The sequence below is a fragment of the Wenzhouxiangella sp. XN79A genome, from assembly GCF_012272825.1.
Taxonomy (GTDB): Bacteria; Pseudomonadota; Gammaproteobacteria; order Xanthomonadales; family Wenzhouxiangellaceae.
Map to the genome: position 1 here is coordinate 85,977 of NZ_JAAWWS010000145.1, position 16,127 is coordinate 102,103.

Annotated in this window: 18 protein-coding genes; 4 read left to right on the top strand and 14 right to left on the bottom strand. The window is 68.0% G+C overall.

What is annotated here, in order from left to right:
- Positions 1-52: 52 nt before the first annotated feature.
- From HFP89_RS07130 to HFP89_RS07175, 10 genes are read right to left on the bottom strand one after another with little or no spacing between them, the layout of a single operon-like run.
- Positions 53-1,732, bottom strand: coding sequence for a Na(+)/H(+) antiporter subunit D (locus HFP89_RS07130; RefSeq protein ID WP_168716955.1), 1,680 nt, complete (start codon positions 1,730-1,732; stop codon positions 53-55).
- Positions 1,725-2,039 (bottom strand): hypothetical protein, encoded by a 315-nt coding sequence (locus tag HFP89_RS07135; RefSeq protein WP_168716956.1) that lies wholly within the window; start codon positions 2,037-2,039, stop codon positions 1,725-1,727. Before HFP89_RS07135 ends, HFP89_RS07130 begins: the two co-directional genes overlap by 8 nt.
- Positions 2,036-3,502 carry a monovalent cation/H+ antiporter subunit D family protein gene (locus HFP89_RS07140; RefSeq protein WP_168716957.1) on the bottom strand — a complete coding sequence of 489 codons (1,467 nt, stop codon included), beginning with the start codon at positions 3,500-3,502 and terminating at the stop codon, positions 2,036-2,038. Before HFP89_RS07140 ends, HFP89_RS07135 begins: the two co-directional genes overlap by 4 nt.
- Positions 3,499-4,971 (bottom strand): monovalent cation/H+ antiporter subunit D family protein, encoded by a 1,473-nt coding sequence (locus tag HFP89_RS07145; RefSeq protein WP_168716958.1) that lies wholly within the window; start codon positions 4,969-4,971, stop codon positions 3,499-3,501. Before HFP89_RS07145 ends, HFP89_RS07140 begins: the two co-directional genes overlap by 4 nt.
- Entirely contained in the window at positions 4,968-5,342 is a 375-nt protein-coding gene (locus HFP89_RS07150) for a cation:proton antiporter subunit C (RefSeq protein ID WP_206212254.1), read from the bottom strand. The genes HFP89_RS07145 and HFP89_RS07150 overlap by 4 nt, the downstream gene beginning before the upstream one ends.
- Positions 5,342-5,794, bottom strand: coding sequence for a Na(+)/H(+) antiporter subunit B (locus HFP89_RS07155; protein ID WP_168716959.1), 453 nt, complete (start codon positions 5,792-5,794; stop codon positions 5,342-5,344). The genes HFP89_RS07150 and HFP89_RS07155 overlap by 1 nt, the downstream gene beginning before the upstream one ends.
- Positions 5,791-6,306 carry a DUF4040 domain-containing protein gene (locus HFP89_RS07160; RefSeq protein WP_346775201.1) on the bottom strand — a complete coding sequence of 172 codons (516 nt, stop codon included), beginning with the start codon at positions 6,304-6,306 and terminating at the stop codon, positions 5,791-5,793. Before HFP89_RS07160 ends, HFP89_RS07155 begins: the two co-directional genes overlap by 4 nt.
- Before the next feature lie 29 nt (positions 6,307-6,335).
- Positions 6,336-6,677: a monovalent cation/H(+) antiporter subunit G gene (gene mnhG / locus HFP89_RS07165; protein WP_168716960.1), complete on the bottom strand. Its 342-nt coding sequence runs from the start codon at positions 6,675-6,677 to the stop codon at positions 6,336-6,338.
- Complete coding sequence (locus HFP89_RS07170) at positions 6,670-6,954, bottom strand: monovalent cation/H+ antiporter complex subunit F (protein WP_346775211.1); 285 nt, start codon at positions 6,952-6,954, stop codon at positions 6,670-6,672. Before HFP89_RS07170 ends, mnhG begins: the two co-directional genes overlap by 8 nt.
- Positions 6,955-6,959: 5 nt before the next feature.
- Positions 6,960-7,436, bottom strand: a complete 477-nt coding sequence (locus tag HFP89_RS07175; protein ID WP_168716961.1) for a Na+/H+ antiporter subunit E — start codon at positions 7,434-7,436, stop codon at positions 6,960-6,962.
- A 126-nt stretch (positions 7,437-7,562) separates the two neighbouring features.
- Between HFP89_RS07175 and HFP89_RS07180 the strand changes: the two genes are divergently transcribed.
- Positions 7,563-8,078: a BLUF domain-containing protein gene (locus HFP89_RS07180; protein WP_168716962.1), complete on the top strand. Its 516-nt coding sequence runs from the start codon at positions 7,563-7,565 to the stop codon at positions 8,076-8,078.
- 6 nt (positions 8,079-8,084) lie between these two features.
- Here the strand turns inward: HFP89_RS07180 and HFP89_RS07185 are convergent, their stop codons facing one another.
- Positions 8,085-8,663 (bottom strand): NnrU family protein, encoded by a 579-nt coding sequence (locus HFP89_RS07185; protein ID WP_168716963.1) that lies wholly within the window; start codon positions 8,661-8,663, stop codon positions 8,085-8,087.
- Between the two features lie 60 nt (positions 8,664-8,723).
- Positions 8,724-10,166 carry a phospholipase D-like domain-containing protein gene (locus HFP89_RS07190; protein ID WP_168716964.1) on the bottom strand — a complete coding sequence of 481 codons (1,443 nt, stop codon included), beginning with the start codon at positions 10,164-10,166 and terminating at the stop codon, positions 8,724-8,726.
- Positions 10,167-10,287: 121 nt separating this feature from the next.
- Here HFP89_RS07190 and metK point away from each other — a divergent pair, with 121 nt between their 5' ends.
- The 3 genes from metK to metF all read left to right on the top strand — a co-directional run bounded on the left by metK (position 10,288) and on the right by metF (position 14,045).
- A complete protein-coding gene (gene metK, locus HFP89_RS07195) occupies positions 10,288-11,505 on the top strand; it encodes a methionine adenosyltransferase (protein WP_168716965.1) in 1,218 nt (405 codons plus the stop codon).
- 94 nt (positions 11,506-11,599) lie between these two features.
- Positions 11,600-13,069, top strand: coding sequence for an adenosylhomocysteinase (gene ahcY, locus HFP89_RS07200; protein WP_346775203.1), 1,470 nt, complete (start codon positions 11,600-11,602; stop codon positions 13,067-13,069).
- A 94-nt stretch (positions 13,070-13,163) separates the two neighbouring features.
- Positions 13,164-14,045, top strand: coding sequence for a methylenetetrahydrofolate reductase [NAD(P)H] (gene metF, locus HFP89_RS07205; protein ID WP_168716967.1), 882 nt, complete (start codon positions 13,164-13,166; stop codon positions 14,043-14,045).
- Positions 14,046-14,081: 36 nt separating this feature from the next.
- Here the strand turns inward: metF and HFP89_RS07210 are convergent, their stop codons facing one another.
- Positions 14,082-15,938, bottom strand: coding sequence for a diguanylate cyclase (locus HFP89_RS07210; RefSeq protein ID WP_168716968.1), 1,857 nt, complete (start codon positions 15,936-15,938; stop codon positions 14,082-14,084).
- Positions 15,935-16,120: a CPXCG motif-containing cysteine-rich protein gene (locus HFP89_RS07215; protein ID WP_168716969.1), complete on the bottom strand. Its 186-nt coding sequence runs from the start codon at positions 16,118-16,120 to the stop codon at positions 15,935-15,937. Before HFP89_RS07215 ends, HFP89_RS07210 begins: the two co-directional genes overlap by 4 nt.
- Positions 16,121-16,127: the final 7 nt, after the last annotated feature.

A 16,127-nucleotide genomic window follows, 5' to 3' on the forward strand; every position in this document is an offset into this window, starting at 1 on the left:
GACCACCGCCTCGACCGCCGAGCCGATGTCCGGCCGCCGACGCCGGACCGCATCAGGTCATTGCCAGCAGCACCACCACGGCCAGCAGCACCGCCATCCAGATCGCGGTCTGGCCCATCGGGCTGCGGCTGGAGAAGTAGCGGTACGGCTTCTCGCGCATCAGGTCGTACAGCAGCCGACCGACCGTGCCGGCCAGGCCGGTAGTGAGGTTTCTGAGGCCGGTGATCGCTCGGTCGCTGCGCTCCATCACCCACGGCAGGCCCCGCCGCCACAGCCAGTCGACGTCGAGGCTGACGGTGTCGGTCCGCTTCATCAACGGCAGCAGGACGAAGAAGGCCAGGCCGGCGAACAGCAGCAGCTGCAGCTGGGTGATGACGTGATCGGCGGTGTACGGCACATAGTCGACCGGGTAGGGCAGCAGGCCGTAGAGCAGGTTCGGGAACACGCCCAGGCCGATGCAGGCGACAGCGAACAGGATCATCGCAAGCCGCATGTTCCACGGCGCTTCCTTCGGCCGCAGGCCGGAGTCCTTCTGGAAGAACACGAACCACGGGAACTTGATGCCGGCGTGCAGGAAGACCCCGGCCGACGCGGCAACCAGCAGGAACCAGACCAGCGCCAGCTGTTCGCCGGCCGCGCTCGAGGAAATCATCGACTTGGAGATGAAGCCCGAGGTGAACGGGAACGACGAGATCGCCAGCGCGCCGATGATGCCGCAGGTCGCGGTCAGCGGCATGGTGCGGAACAGCCCGCCCAGGTTCGAGCACTTGCTTTCGCCGGTCCGGTACAGCACCGCACCGGCGCTCATGAACAGCAGCGCCTTGTAGATGATGTGGGTGAAGGCGTGGGCGGCCGCGCCGTTCAGCGCCAGCTCGGTGCCGATGCCCACCCCGACGACCATGAAGCCGACCTGGTTGACGATCGAGTAGCTCAGGATGCGCCGCATGTCGTTTTCCAGCAGCGCGTAGATGATGCCGTAGAACACCATGTACAGGCCGATCCAGATCAGTAGCGGCTGGCCCGGGAACAGCAGGATCAGCGACAGCACCGCGGTCTTGGTCGTGAACGCCGACAGGAAGACCCCGCCCATCGGGCTGGATTCCGGGTAGGCGTCGGCCAGCCAGGCGCTGACCGGCGGCGCGGCGGCGTTGATCAGCACGCCGATGAAGATCATCCAGGTGTTGAAGTCGTCCAGGGTCAGCGCCCGGATCTCGATCGAGCCGGTCTGGATCATCAGGCCCTCGATCCCGATCTTCAGGATCAGCCCGCCGAGCAGGTGGATGATCGCGTAGCGGATGCCGGCCGCGCGGGCTCGCTCGGTGCCGCCGCACCAGACCACGACGGTCGAGAACAGCGCCATCAGCTCCCAGAACAGGAACATGACGATCAGGTCGCCGGCGAAGCTGACTCCGATCGCGCCGGCGGCGTACAGCAGGGCCGCGGAAAGCTCCCACCATTTCGATTGGCGGAACGCGAACAGCGCGCCGCCGAAGGCCATCAGCGCGAACACCGTCGCGAACAACCGCCGCAGGTTGCTGCCCTCGACCAGCTGGACCTCGTAGCCGAGGAAGGTCACCGTCTGCTGGACGCCGTCGCCGACCTGCCAGATGAAGTACAGCGTGACAAGCGGCGTGGCCAGGGCGATCAGCGGGCGCAGGGCCGGGCGGCTCAGCGCCAGCAGCACGGCTCCGAACATCATCAGGAACGCCGGCGGCAGGACGAACTCAAGCATCGTCGTGCGCCTCGCTCGGGTTCGGCGACAGTCGGGGCTCGACGTCGTAGTAGTCCACCGGCCGCTTCAGCACGAAGCCCAGCAGCTTGGCGAAGACGACCATGGCCACGCAGGTCAGGAAGCCGTAGATCGCGTTGAAACCGATCCACTCGTCGATTCCGAAGTAGCCGTGCACGTGGACGAAGACCTGGCCGATGACGGTCAGGGCCAGGATGGCACCGAACACCCACCACAGGATGCGGATCGTCTTCGGCCGTACCAGCCAGTGGTCGGCGTCGGCGGGTCGGCGCTCGCGCTGCTCGCTCATTTCGGCACCTCGAGAATGCGGGACTCGATGTCCACGACCGGGCCGTTGAAGACGAAGAACAGGATGGTCAGCGTCGCCGTCAGGGCCAGTGCGGCGACCATCGGCCACGGCGCCTCGCCATGGTCGCGCGCCGGCGCGGAGTCCTCGGCCCGGAAGAAGGCGCGGAACACGATCGGCAGGAAATACGCCGCGTTCAGCGCCGTCGATGCGCCCATGACCGCCAGCACGAAGAAGCTCTCGACCTGGAAGGCCCCGGCGATGATGTACCACTTCGATACGAAGCCGGCCGTCGGCGGCACGCCGATCATCGACAGCGCACCGACGGTGAAGGCCGCCATGGTCCACGGCATCCGCCAGCCGATCCCGCGCAGCTGGTCGATCCGGGTCTTGCTCGATGCGATGTAGATCGCGCCGGCACAGAAGAACAGCGTGATCTTGCCGAAGGCGTGCGCGACGATGTGGACGGCCGCGCCGATTTCGGCAAACGGCGCCAGTACCAGCGCGGCCAGCACGATGTAGCTCAGCTGGCTGATCGTCGAGTAGGCCAGCATCTTCTTGATCTCGACCTGCTTCAGCGCAACGATCGAGGCCGCGACGATGGTGAAGCCGGCCAGGTACATCAGGTACTTCTCCAGCGGCACGGCCGCCAGGAAATCCAGTCCGAAGATGTAGATCACGACCTTGGTGATCGTGAACACGCCGGCCTTGACCACGGCCACCGCGTGGAGCAGGGCCGAGACCGGCGTCGGTGCGACCATCGCGGCCGGCAGCCAGCGGTGCATCGGCATCACCGCCGCCTTGCCGGTGCCGAGCACGAACATCGTCAGCAGGACCGCCGCCGCGGTCGGTCCGATGTTGCCGAGCAGGATGCCGCCCTGGGTGAAGTCGGTGGTCCCGGCGACGACCCAGGTCCAGACGATCGCCGGCAGCAGGAAACCGATCGACGTGGTCAGCAGCACGCCCATGTAGGTGCGGCCGCCGGCCCGCGCGGCGTCGTTCTGCTTGTGGGTGACCAGCGGCCAGGTCGACAGCGTCAGTACTTCGTAGAAGATGAACAGCGTCAGCAGGTTGCCGGCAGTCGCCACGCCCATCGCGCCGGAGATGGCGACGGCGAAGAAGGCGAAGAACGGCGTCTGGCGCGGCTCGTTGGCACCGCGCATGTAGCCGATCGCATAGACCGAGGTCACGATCCACAACAGGCTGGCCAGCAGCGCGAAGACCAGGCCCAGCGGCTCGACGTCGAAGGCGATCTTCAGGCCCGGCAGCGGCTCGGCGACGGTCAGCGAGGCCCCGGCGCCGTTGACGACCGGGTCGATCAACTGGGTCGCGATGGCGAACAGGGTGACCGCGGTGGTCAGGGTGACGGCCTCGCGCAGGTTCGGCCAGCGGCCGACCAGCGCGATCAGCAGCGCGCCGATCAACGGCACCACGATCAGCAGGACGATGATCGACTCGGGGCTCACGGCGCGCCTCCGACCAGGATCTCGGCGCCGTGAGTGGCGACATCCAGGGTCAATCGGGTGTCGATGCCGAACCAGAAGTTGGCCGCGATCAGTACGTACATCGGGAGCAGCAGTCCGAGCGGGGCTTCACGGACCGGTTCGGCGCGCTCCGGCGCCGGTTTCAGGTAGGCGGCCTCGGCGACCCGGCCGATGTAGAGCACGGCCAGCAGCGAGCCGACCAGCACGACCACCACGGCCAGCCAGTTGCCCTGCAGGATCGCGGCCTGGATCAGTGCCCACTTGCTGATGAAGCCGGCGGTCAGCGGCACGCCGATCATCGACAGGCCGGCCAGCACGAAGGCCAGCATCGTCCACGGCATGCTGCGGGCGAGACCGGCGATGTCGCTCATCCGGTCCGTGCCGATCCGGTAGATGATCGCGCCGGCGGCCATGAACAGCGCGCCCTTCATCAGTGCATGGTTGAAGATGTGGACCAGGCCGGCGGCCAGGCCTTCGACGGAAACCAGGCTGATCGCCAGCGCGATGTAGCCGATCTGGGCCACGCTCGAGTAGGCCAGCATGCGCTTGAGATTCGGCTGGTCGATGGCCGAGATCGATGCGAACAGGATGCCGATGATGCCGAGCGTGAAGAACACGGTCTGGTAGGGCATGGTCAGCGCGAACTCGAGTCCGAACACCGTGAACACCATGCGCAGCAGGACGTAGACCGCGACCTTGGTTGCAGTGGCGGCCAGGAACACGGTCACCGCCGACGGCGCGTTGGTGTAGGCACCCGGCAGCCAGCGGTGCAGCGGGAACAGCGCCAGCTTCAGGCCCAGGCCGATGACGATGAAGGCGAACGCAGCGCGGATCGCGTTGGTCTCGGCGACCTCGGGCACGCGCTCGGCCAGGTCGGCCATGTTCAGCGTGCCGGTCATGATGTAGAGCAGGCCCACGCCGATCAGATAGAAGGTCGCGCCCAGCGTGCCCATGATCAGGTAGCGGAACGACGACAGCAGCGCGGCGCGCTTTCGGCCGTGGGCGATCAGCGCGTAGGTCGACAGCGAGGAGATCTCGAGGAACACGAACACGTTGAACGCGTCGCCGGTCAGCACGATGCCCATCAGGCCGGCCAGGGCCAGCAGGAACAGCGCGTAGAACGGGCCCTGGCGCTCCGGCACTTCGCGGTTCACGCTCAGTCGGGCCCACGGCAGGATGATCACGCCCATCCACGCGATCAGCAGCGCCAGCAAGGCATTGACGCTGTCGACCCGGTATTCGATGCCGATCGGCGGCGGCCAGTTGCCGAACGAGTAGCGCAGCGGCTCGTCCATCGCCGCCGGCAGCACGAAGGCGGTGATCACGGCCGAGGCAGCCACCGCCAGCAAGGCCAGCGACCACGGCAGGACGCGCCCCGGCAGCAGCGCGCAGACCGGTGCGGCAATCAGCGGCACGAGCACGCTGAACGGCAGCCATTCGAGCACGGTCATGCGGTCCCCTCGTCGTCCTCGTCGGCGTCCTCGACCTCGGTCAGCAGGTCGTCCTCGATGCTTCCGTAGGCTTCGTTGATCCGGACGGCCAGCGCCAGGCCCACCGCCGTGGTGGCGACGCCGACCACGATCGCGGTCAGGATCAGCACGTGCGGAAGCGGGTTGGAGTAGACCTCGACGCCGTCGCGCAGGATCGGCGTGGCGCCGCCGAGGATCTTGCCGGCCGAGATGAACAGGATGAAGGCCGAGGTCTGGAACAGGTTCAGCCCCATGATCTTCTTGGCCATGTTGCCGCGCGCGATCACGGCGTAGAAGCCGATCATCATCAGCACGACGACGACGTAGTAGTTGTAGTGGCCCAGCAGATCCATCAGTCGAGGCCCTCCCGGTGGTCGTCGCGGTCGAGCTCGGCGCGGCGCTTGACGAACATCGTGAAGATCAGCATGACCACCGTGGCCACGGTGATCCCGACCCCGAGCTCGACCAGGATGATGCCGGCCTGCTGCGCGCTCTGCGGGTCGTCGAGCAGCACCGAGAAGTCGAGGAAGCGGCCGCCGAGCGCGACGCCGAGCAGTCCGATGAACGCGTACAGCAGCGCGCCGCAGGCGCTGAGCACGAACATCGTGCGCTCGGGAATCACCGCCAGGCCGGCCTCGAGGCCGTAGATCAGTACGAACAGGATCCACGCCGAGGCAAAGATCACGCCGGCCTGGAAACCACCGCCCGGCGAGTACTCGCCGTGGAACTGCACATACAGCGCGAACAGCATGATCAGCGGGATCAGGAAGCGCGCGACGATGCGCAGGATGCCGTTGCTCCTCACTGGTCGTCCTCCCGGGAGCGGCGGCGTCGCCGCTTCGGTGGCACCGACAACAGCGCGAATACGCCCAGGCCCGCGGTGAAGATCACGATGACCTCACCGAAGGTATCGATCGAGCGGTAGCTGGCCAGCACCGCGGCGACCATGTTCGGGATGCCCATGTCGTTGTACGTCTCGTTGACGTAGTACGGCGCGACGTGGGTCTGGACCGGGTTGTCGGCGGCGCCGAAGTCCGGCAGATCGGACACCGCCCAGAACAGGCAGGCGCCGGTGACCGTGACCACGGCCAGGGCCGGCAGGTTCAGGGCCTTGACCGGGTGTTCGTAGCGCTTGGCCAGGGCCAGTACCGCCAGCACCAGAATGGTCGAGATACCGGCCCCGACCGCGGCCTCGGTCAGCGCGACGTCGCCGGCGTCGAGCACGACGAACAGCGCGGCCGACAGCAGCGAATAGATCGCGAACAGCATGGCGGCCGAGAACAGGTCGCGGGACGCGACCACCGCCACGGCGACCACGACCAGGAACGACAGCAGGGCGATGTCGATCAGGACTTCGATGACGGCTCTCCTGGCACGGGGTCGCCGGTAACCTCGGGCGGTGAACGGTCGACCATCGCGGCCCGCGCCAGGGCGTGACTCGCGGTGGGCGCGGTGAACAGCAGGAACAGCAGGATCAGCAGCAGCTTGATGCTGATCAGGGCCAGTCCGGCCTGGATCAGCAGGCCGACGATGATCAGCAGCGCGCACAGGGTATCGGTGATGCCGGCCGCGTGCAGGCGGCTGTAGAAGTCCGGGAAGCGGATCAGGCCGATCCCGCCGAGCACGCCGAACGCCCCGCCGGTCAGCAGGCAGGCGGCCGACAGCCAGAACAGCACGGTCTCAACCATCGGTGATGTCTCCTTCGCCGGCGGCACCGAGGTCGCGCATCCGGACCAGCTTGAGCACCGCGACCACGGCAATGAAGTTGATCAGGGCGTAGACCAGGGCGACGTCGATCAGGTCGTCATTGCCGCTGATCGCCGTGATCAGCGCGACGATCAGCACGGTCTTGGTGCCGAACACGTTGACCGCGACGATCCGGTCGTAGACGGTCGGGCCCTTGAGGGCGCGGACCAGCGCCAGCGCCATCGTGGCGAAGATCGCCAGCGCGGTCACCACCAGCACGGTGTTCAAGGCCGGTTCTCCAGCCACGCGATGCGCCGCTCCATTTCGCCGGATTCCAGGTCGCGGGCGGTGGACTCGAGCAGCGCATGGGCCTCGATGAAATCGGGCTCCAGCAGCAGTGTGACGGTGCCGGGCGTCAGGGTGATGGAGTTGGCGTAGGTCACCTTGGCCACCGGGGTGGCCAGTCGAACCGGCACCCGGACCACCTGCGGCCTGAGGTGACGGTCCGGCCACAGCGCGGCCCGGGCGACGGCGACATTGGCCTTGACGATCTCCCAGACCAGCCAGCCCCAGTAGATCGGCAGGCGCCAGGAATACAGCACGGGGTTGTGTTCGACGCCGACCACGTCCATCCTGCGCGACATCCAGACGACGAACAGCACCGAGGTCCCGCCGAGCAGGAACAGCAGCGGCTTGTACACGCCGGAAATGCCCAGCCAGAGCAGGGCCAGCAACAGGGCCAGGGAGACGAGGTATCGCATAACGGCGGAATACTACCAAACCGGGTGCGTAGACGGGTGGGATCGGACCGACGTGCACAGCTGTTGACACCGTGTGCAGGCCGGCAGGCTAGCATTCGGCCCGGAGCTGTTTTATATGTATGCGTGATGCACAACGGAAGTGACCTGATCGGCCTGAGCTATTGTTCGACCGCGGCGTTCAAGTGCGCCGAGCGGTCGCTGGGCGTGCACGCCGAGGTGCAGCGCATCCTGGTCGATTCGCGCCGGAACAATTGCCGCCACGGCATCAGCGGCGTTCTGCATTTCGCCGACGGACGCTTCTTCCAGTACCTGGAGGGGCCGGCCGACCGGGTCGACGCGCTGTATGCCCGGATCTGTCGCGACGCCCGCCACAGCGACGTTCGCCGTCTCACCCGCCGCCCGCTGCCGCGCCGTCGCTTCGACGGGCTGGCGATGAAGTTCGTGTCGCTGGAACGGCCGATCGAGCGGGTGCTCGAGCGCCACGGTCTGCAGCGCTTCGACCCCGACCGCTTCACGCCGGCGCTGATCGAGGACCTGGTCATGAGCTCGATCCCCGAACGCGAGTGCGCGCCCGAGGCTCGCCCCGAGACCCCACCCGGTCGGCCGGGCGGGTCGTTCTGGCAGCGGCTGCTGCGCCGCTGACCCGGCTCAGCCGCCCATCACCGGCACGCCGATCCAGGCCGGGTGCAGCCAGAACGCGAACGCCAGGTACAGCGCCAGTCCGCCGACCACCACGATCGCATCGTTGAATTTCGTCCGGGGCAGTGCCAGCGCACTGCCGCCGGCCGGGCGGTGGTTCATCGAGATGCGGTCGGCCACGGCCCAGGCCAGGAAGCCGCCGAACAGCAATACGTCGGCCAGGGTTCCGTTGACCAGCAGGTGCGACAGCGCCCAGGCCTTGACCGCGATCAGCATCGGATGCTTCAGCGCATCGCCGATCCGGCCCGGCAGGTAGGCCGCCAGCAGGCCCGGGAAGACGATCAGCATCAGCAGCATGTTCAGGTGGCGCAGCCACTCCGGCGGACTGTAGAGCACGGTCGGGGTCAGCCGCGCCTGGCCGTATCCGATCACGATCAGGACCAGTCCGATCGCGGCGACGATCGAATACAGCCCCTTGTACGGCCACTCGCCGAGGCGGGCGGCGAGGCGATCGCGGGTCGGGCGCGCGACGATCGAGATCGAGTGGATGCCGAGAAACAGGATCAGGCCGAGTACCAGCAGGGTCATGGGATGGTCCTTGTCGAAGGGAAGATGGCCATTACAGCACAGCGCGTTCGGCCGCGCGCGTCACAGGTAGGGCGAGAACAGCCAGCAGCAGGCGTCGCGCAGGCGGACCGGCAGGCTGCGACCGTCGACTTCCTCCAGCGTCACCGGCCGGCCGGCACGGCGGGCGGTTTCGAAATGCTCGCGCAGGCGACCGGCGAGTCGCTCGTCGAACAGCTCGACCTGCAGCTCGAAGTTCAGCCGCAGCGAGCGGCAATCCCAGTTGGTCGAGCCGATCTGGACGTAGGCATCGTCGATCAGCAGCAGCTTGGTGTGGGCGAACGGCGGGGCCTGGTAGACCACTTCGATGTTGTGGAACAGCAGCTCCCAGAGCATGTTGCGGTTCGCCCAGTGCACGAACGGCAGGTTGTTCTCCGCCGGCAGCACCAGCCGGACCTCGATGCCGCGCAGCGCGGCGGCCTGCAGCGCGGCGATCAGCTCGCGCGGCGGCAGGAAGTACGGCGTCATGATGTCGATCCGTCGACGCGCCGCGGCGATCGCCGAGGACAGCAGCAGGGTCAGCTGGTCGAGGTCCTCGTCGGGGCCGTCGGTAATGACCCGCGCGGCCCCGCTGCCCTGCTCCAGCGGACACAGCGCCGGGGGCCGGGACTCGTCGCGAGTGCAGAAGGTCCAGGTCCGCAGGAATTCGGCCTCGAGCTGCGCGGCCACCGGTCCGGCGATCCGGAACTGCAGGTCGGCCGCGCGCGCGAGCCGTCCGGCGTCGCTTACCCGGTGGCGCGCGCCGATGTTCATGCCGCCGGTGTAGGCCGTGTGCCCGTCGACGGCGAGGATCTTGTGGTGGTTGCGCAGATTCAGCGACAGCTGCGGCGGGATCAGCCGCGGCGGCAGGAAGCGAGCGAACGGAATGCCGGCCCGCTGGAGCGCCCGGCCGATCCGCGGCCGGCCGTAGAACTCGCCGACCCCGTCGACGATGACCCGGACGTCGACGCCGCGCTCGCGGGCCGCCGCCAGCCGGTCGACGAACGCCGCGCCGACCCCGTCGCCGTCGAAGATGTAGCTCGACAGGAACACCGAGCGCACCGCGCCATCGATGTCGTCGAGCATCCGCGGGTAGGCCTCGTCGCCGTTGACCAGGGGCTCGACGCGGTGTCCGAACACCAGGGGATGGCGACTGAGCTTCTCGCCGATCGTGGCCAGCTCGCGCAGCGGCTGGAGCAGCCGGTCGGAGGTGACCGCGTCGTGCCGGCTCGGCCGTCCGCGCTCGTGGCCGACCTTCAGCGCCGGCCATTCGAGCTTCGCTGCGCGCCGCCGGATCCGGTTGACGCCCAGCAGCAGGTACACGATCGGCCCGGCGATCGGCAGCAGCACGCACAGCGCGATCCAGCCGAAGGCGGCGCGCGCGTCGCGCTTGAACAGCAGCGCGTGCACGCCGGTGGCCGGCGCAAGAACGAGATGGAACAGGGCCGCCACCAGACCCGGGTCCAGCAATCGCTCGGGCTCGACCATGCAGGCTCCGCTCGGAATCCGGCACCCAGCATAGCGCCCCGGCAGCGCGCCCGGGATGCAATCACGTGCCGGATGCGGTAGACTACTTATCTTTCTATCCCGATCAAGAGATAACCACCCGATGAGCGAGTACCTCTTCACTTCCGAGTCCGTGTCCGAAGGGCATCCGGACAAGATGGCCGACCAGATTTCCGATGCCGTGCTCGACGCGATCCTGAGCGAGGACCCGAATGCGCGGGTGGCTTGTGAAACCTTCATCAAGACCGGTGCGGTGATCGTCGGCGGCGAAATCTCGACGACCGCATGGATCGATCTCGAGGACCTGATCCGGCAGGTGGTCGTCGATGTCGGCTACGACTCGTCCGAGGTCGGCTTCGACGGTGCGACCTGCTCGGTCATCAACATGATCGGCAAGCAGTCGCCGGACATCGCCCAGGGCGTCGACCGCGAAGCCCCGGAAGAACAGGGTGCCGGCGACCAGGGCCTGATGTTCGGCTACGCCTCCGACGAGACCGACGCGCTGATGCCGGCCCCGATCTACTACGCGCACCGGCTGGTCGAGCGCCAGACCGAACTGCGCAAGAGCGGCGACAACCCGCTGCCGTGGCTGCGTCCGGACGCCAAGAGCCAGGTCTCCCTGCGCTACCGCGACGGCAAGCCGGTCTCGATCGACGCGGTCGTGCTGTCGACCCAGCACGATGACGGCGTGTCGCTGGAGGAGATCCGCGCCGGTGTTCGCAAGCACATCATCGAGCCGGTGCTGCCCGCCGAGTGGCTGCACGACGGCACCCTGTTCCACATCAATCCGACCGGCAAGTTCGTCATCGGCGGACCGGTCGGCGACGCCGGCCTGACCGGGCGCAAGATCATCGTCGACACCTATGGCGGCATGGCCCGTCACGGCGGCGGGGCCTTCTCCGGCAAGGATCCGTCGAAGGTCGACCGCTCGGCGGCCTACGCCGCGCGCTACGTGGCCAAGAACATCGTGGCCGCCGGGCTGGCCGGCAAGTGCGAGATCCAGGTCAGTTACGCGATCGGGGTGGCCGAACCGACCTCGATCTCGGTGACCACCTTCGGCACCAGCGCGATTCCGGAAGAGAAGATCGAGGCGCTGGTGCGCGAACATTTCGACCTGCGCCCGTACGGCATCCTGCAGATGCTCGACCTGCTGCATCCGATGTATCGCCGGACCGCTACGCACGGTCACTTCGGTCGCCCGCCGGAGCAGGTCACGGCCAGCGTGAAGCGCAACGGCCAGCCGACCGAGGAAACGTTCACCGCCTTCAGCTGGGAGAAGACCGACCGGGCCGAAGCGCTGCGCGAAGCGGCCGGCCTGTAACGCGCCTGCCGAGTCACGGGAAGGAGTCGAGCGGCCGGCCGGGCCGGCCCGAACGCAGGATCCATCGAAAACTCACGACAGATCACATCAGAGGTTGTACCCAATGAGTGCCAAGCCAGAAGACGTTCGCAAGGGCGTGCTGTTCGATTCGGACATCGCCTCCACCGAGCACGATTACGTGGTCGCCGACCTTTCCCAGGCCGCGTTCGGCCGCAAGGAAATCACGATCGCCGAAACCGAAATGCCGGGCCTGATGCAGACCCGCGCCGAGTACGCGGCCGACAAGCCGCTGGCCGGTGCGCGCATCGCCGGGTCGCTGCACATGACGATCCAGACCGCGGTCCTGATCGAGACCCTGATCGACCTCGGCGCCGACGTCCGCTGGGCGTCTTGCAACATCTACTCGACGCAGGACCATGCCGCGGCGGCAATGGCCGAGCGCGGCGTGCCGGTGTTCGCCTTCAAGGGCGAAACGCTGGAAGAGTACTGGGAGATGACCCACCGGATCTTCCAGTGGCCGGACGGCGAGACCGCCAACATGATCCTCGACGACGGCGGTGACGCCACGCTGCTGCTCGAGCTCGGCGCCAAGGCCGAGGCCGACGCGTCGGTGCTCGACAACCCCGACGGCGAGGAAGAGACCGCGCTGTTCAATGCGATCCGCAAGCGCCTGGGCACCAACCCGGGCTGGTACACCGCGGCGCTCAACAGCATCAAGGGCGTGACCGAGGAAACCACCACCGGCGTCAACCGCCTGTACCGCATGCAGAAGGAAGGCATGCTGAAGTTTCCGGCGATCAACGTCAACGACTCGGTCACCAAGAGCAAGTTCGACAACCTGTACGGCTGTCGCGAGTCGCTGGTCGACGCGATCAAGCGCGCCACCGACGTGATGGTCGCCGGCAAGATCGCGATCGTCTGCGGCTACGGCGATGTCGGCAAGGGCTCGGCCCAGTCGCTGCGCGCCCTGTCGGCCAACGTCTGGGTGACCGAAATCGATCCGATCTGCGCGCTGCAGGCGGCGATGGAAGGTTACCGCGTCGTCAACCTCGAAGACGAGGGCGTGCTGGAACAGGCCGATATCGTGGTGACCGCGACCGGCAACTACAACGTCATCCGTCACGACCACATGGAGCGGATGAAGGACCAGGCCATCGTCTGCAACATCGGTCATTTCGACAACGAGATCGACGTGGCCGGTCTGCGCCAGTACGAGTGGGACAACATCAAGCCGCAGGTCGACCAGATCACCTTTCCGGACGGCAAGCGGATCACGCTGCTGGCCGAGGGTCGGCTGGTCAACCTGGGCTGCGCGACCGGTCATCCGAGCTTCGTGATGTCGAACTCCTTCACCAACCAGACGCTGGCCCAGATCGAGCTGTTCAAGTACCCGGAACGCTACGAGAACAAGGTCTACGTGCTGCCGAAGCACCTCGACGAAAAGGTGGCCAGGCTCCACCTCGAGCGGGTCGGCGCCCGGCTGACGGAACTGACCGACAAGCAGGCCGAGTACATCGGCGTGACGGTCGAAGGGCCGTTCAAGCCGGAGCACTACCGCTACTGATCGCGGATCGTTCGTCCCGGGGCCGGCCGCCGGCCCCGGGCATCCCTCGCACCGGTCCCGGTGCACGATGCAACGCTCGAGCAGGGAGCCCCCGATGACCCACGCAGCGCAGCTCAGCTTCGAATTCTTTCCGCCGAAGAACGACGACCAGCTCGCCACCTTCTGCCGCACGCGCGACCGACTGGCCGCGCTGAAGCCGGCCTACATGTCGGTGACCTTCGGTGCCGGCGGATCGACCCGGGCCCGGACCCGGGACACGGTGCTGAACATCCAGCGCGAGACGGCCATTCCGGCCGCGCCGCACATTTCCTGCATGTCGGAAGACACCGACGGGATTCGCGAACTGCTCGACGCCTACCGCGAGGCCGGCGTCGATCGGCTGGTGGTGCTGCGCGGCGATCGCCCGTCGGGCGGTGGCAGCGGCGTGTTCGAGCACGCCGTCGACCTGGTCCGGTTCGTTCGTGAGCACTACGGCCGCGCCTTCCACATCGAGGTGGCCTGCTATCCGGAAGCCCACCCGGAGTCGAAGACGCCGGCGACCGACCTGGCCCATTTCCGGGACAAGGTCGAGGCCGGCGCGGACGGCGCGATCACTCAGTATTTCTTCAGTTTCGGGGCCTGGGAGCGATTCATGGACGACTGCGCCCGACTCGGCATCGACGTGCCGATCACCCCGGGCATCATGCCGATCACCAACCATGCCCGGCTCAAGCGCTTCTCGAAGATGTGCGGCGCCGATCTCCCGAAGTGGATCGGCAAGCGGATCAAGGCCTGGGAAGAGGCCGACGACCTCGCCTCGCTGCGCGCCTTCGGCGAGGACGTGATCACCGACCTGTGCCGACGTCTGCTCGATGCCGGCGCGCCGGGCATCCACTTCTACACCCTCAACCGGGCCGCGCCGACCGAGCGCCTGTGCCGCAACCTGGGCTTCGAGGCGCCGACCGCCGAGGCGTCGATCGAGCGCGCGGTCTCCTGATTCCCGACGGCGCCCGAAGGCGCCGCCCCCCCCGCCTCAGTCGGCCGAGTCCGACCCTTCCAGCAGCCGGCACTGGCCGCTGCGGACCGCGGCGCCGAGCTCGTGGACCTGGATCGGCGCGCGGCCCTCGACCGGCCAGATGCCGTAGCTGCGATTGCGGCCGGCCTGCTTGGCCCGGTACAGCAGCTGGTCGGCGACCTGCAGGGCCGGCTCCCAGCGACTCTGGCCGGAGTGGCGGTTGAGGCCGGCCAGCGGCGCGTAGCCGATGCTCGCGGTCAACTCGACGATGCGCCCGGTGCGGTCGCGCAGGTCCAGTTTCGCGACCGCCCGGCGCAGCGTTTCGGCGATCCGGCGCGCCGATCCGGCATGGTCGACGGGACCGGCCAGGACGAACTCCTCGCCGCCCCAGCGCGCGGTGCGCACGCCGTGGTTGTCGCCGAAGCGCTGCAGCATCATGGCCAGTTCGACCAGCGCCTGGTCGCCGACATCGTGACCGTGGTTATCGTTGATCCGTTTGAAGTGATCGAGGTCGAGCAGCCAGATCACCGACCAGCCGGACTCGGTGCTCTCGGGCATCGTGTCCAGCCACTCGGTCGCCTGGCGCCGGTTGGCCAGGTCGGTCAGCGGGTCCGTGCGGCTGAGCCGGCGCAGCCGATGGGTGTGTCGGCGTTGACCGAAGAACGCGCCGAGCCCGACCAGCACGATCGCTGCGGCCACGCCGTAGAGCACCCACTGGCGAAGCTGCTGGCGGCGCAGCGCGAAATCCTGTTCCTGGCGCGCCTGCCGGAGTTCGGCCAGTTCGCGCGCCTGGCGTTCATTGCCGAAGCGGGCTTCCGCTTCCTCCAGCCGCGTCTCCAGGCGGTCGCGCCAGTAGTCGTCGCTGACTTCGCTATAGCGCTGCTGGATCCCGTAGGCCTGCGGATAGGCGCCCCGGGCGGCCAGCACGCGGGCCAGGATGGCCAGCGCTCCGCGGATGCTGGAGACGAATTCGGCCCGCTCGGCTTCGGCCAGCGCTGCGCGGGCGTGGGTCAGTGCCTGGTCGAGTTGGCCGCGCTCCAGCGCGATGCTGGCGCGCTCGGTCAGCATCGCGCTGTGTTCGGCCGGATTGTCGAGATCGGCGTGCAGGGCGGCCGAGCGCGCGATGTGGTCTTCGGCTGCGGCGAGCTCGCCGCGCGCGCGTTCGATCGAGCCGAGCGCCGAGTACAGCGAGGCCAGACGGATCTCCAGGCCCGGTGCCGAAAGCGGCTCGATCAATTCCAGCAGGGTCGCCCGGGCCTCGTCGAGGCGGTCGGCGCCGCGCAGGGTCAGGCCGAGGTTGTAGAGCACCGGCATCCTGCGCGGGTCGCCGGGGCGGGCGTCGAGTGCGCTCAGGGCGCGCTGGTAGTGTCCGATCGCGGTGTCGTGGTTGCGCGACTCCGAGTGGGCGATCGCGAGGTTGATCTGCAGGCTGATCCGTTCGTCGTCCAGGCCCGGCCCCTGGGCCAGCGCCAGGGCCTCGGACAGCACCTCGATCGAGGCCTGTGTGCGGTCGGCGCGCTGCAGCAATCCGGCCACCCGGCGCAGCAGCGGCACGCGGTCTTCCACCGCCTCGATCTGCTCGAGCTGGCTGCGCAGGGCGTCGGTGGTGGCCAGGGCCGCAGCGGTGTCGCCGGCCTGGGCTTCGGCCCAGCCGCGACAGCCCAGCGCGCGAGCACGCCGGACCGGGTCGTCGGCCAGCTCGTCGCGCGCCAGCAGCGAGCGGGCCAACGCCAGCGCTTCGTCCGGCTGGCCGTGTTCGATCCGCTGGCAGCGCTCCAGCGCCTCGTCGATGGTTTCGTCGGGCGCCTGTGCCCAGCTCGCGGACCCGGCCACGAGGACCGCGGCCATGGTCAGCGAACGGAAGGCCGGCTTCACCCGCCGCCTTCCTGCTGGACCCGCAGTTCCGGGTCCAGCTCCGAGGGCAGCTTCAGTTCGATCGGCCGGCAGCACACCGCGCAATCCTGCACCAGCCACTGGGCGGCGTCGCCGGGCTCCTGTTCCACGTGATTGGCCTCGCCGCACCACGGACAGTCGAAGCACAGCGAGTCGGTCAGCATGCTGCGC

Bases quoted from the DNA above. Each gene is read 5' to 3' on its own strand.
- HFP89_RS07130 (WP_168716955.1), bottom strand. From the start codon at position 1,732: ATGCTTGAGTTCGTCCTGCCGCCGGCGTTCCTGATGATGTTCGGAGCC.
- HFP89_RS07135 (WP_168716956.1), bottom strand. From the start codon at position 2,039: ATGAGCGAGCAGCGCGAGCGCCGACCCGCCGACGCCGACCACTGGCTG.
- HFP89_RS07145 (WP_168716958.1), bottom strand. From the start codon at position 4,971: ATGACCGTGCTCGAATGGCTGCCGTTCAGCGTGCTCGTGCCGCTGATT.
- HFP89_RS07150 (WP_206212254.1), bottom strand. From the start codon at position 5,342: ATGGATCTGCTGGGCCACTACAACTACTACGTCGTCGTCGTGCTGATG.
- mnhG (WP_168716960.1), bottom strand. From the start codon at position 6,677: ATGGTTGAGACCGTGCTGTTCTGGCTGTCGGCCGCCTGCCTGCTGACC.
- HFP89_RS07175 (WP_168716961.1), bottom strand. From the start codon at position 7,436: ATGCGATACCTCGTCTCCCTGGCCCTGTTGCTGGCCCTGCTCTGGCTG.
- HFP89_RS07180 (WP_168716962.1), top strand. From the start codon at position 7,563: ATGCACAACGGAAGTGACCTGATCGGCCTGAGCTATTGTTCGACCGCG.
- HFP89_RS07185 (WP_168716963.1), bottom strand. From the start codon at position 8,663: ATGACCCTGCTGGTACTCGGCCTGATCCTGTTTCTCGGCATCCACTCG.
- HFP89_RS07190 (WP_168716964.1), bottom strand. From the start codon at position 10,166: ATGGTCGAGCCCGAGCGATTGCTGGACCCGGGTCTGGTGGCGGCCCTG.
- metK (WP_168716965.1), top strand. From the start codon at position 10,288: ATGAGCGAGTACCTCTTCACTTCCGAGTCCGTGTCCGAAGGGCATCCG.
- metF (WP_168716967.1), top strand. From the start codon at position 13,164: ATGACCCACGCAGCGCAGCTCAGCTTCGAATTCTTTCCGCCGAAGAAC.
- HFP89_RS07215 (WP_168716969.1), bottom strand. From the start codon at position 16,120: ATGCTGACCGACTCGCTGTGCTTCGACTGTCCGTGGTGCGGCGAGGCC.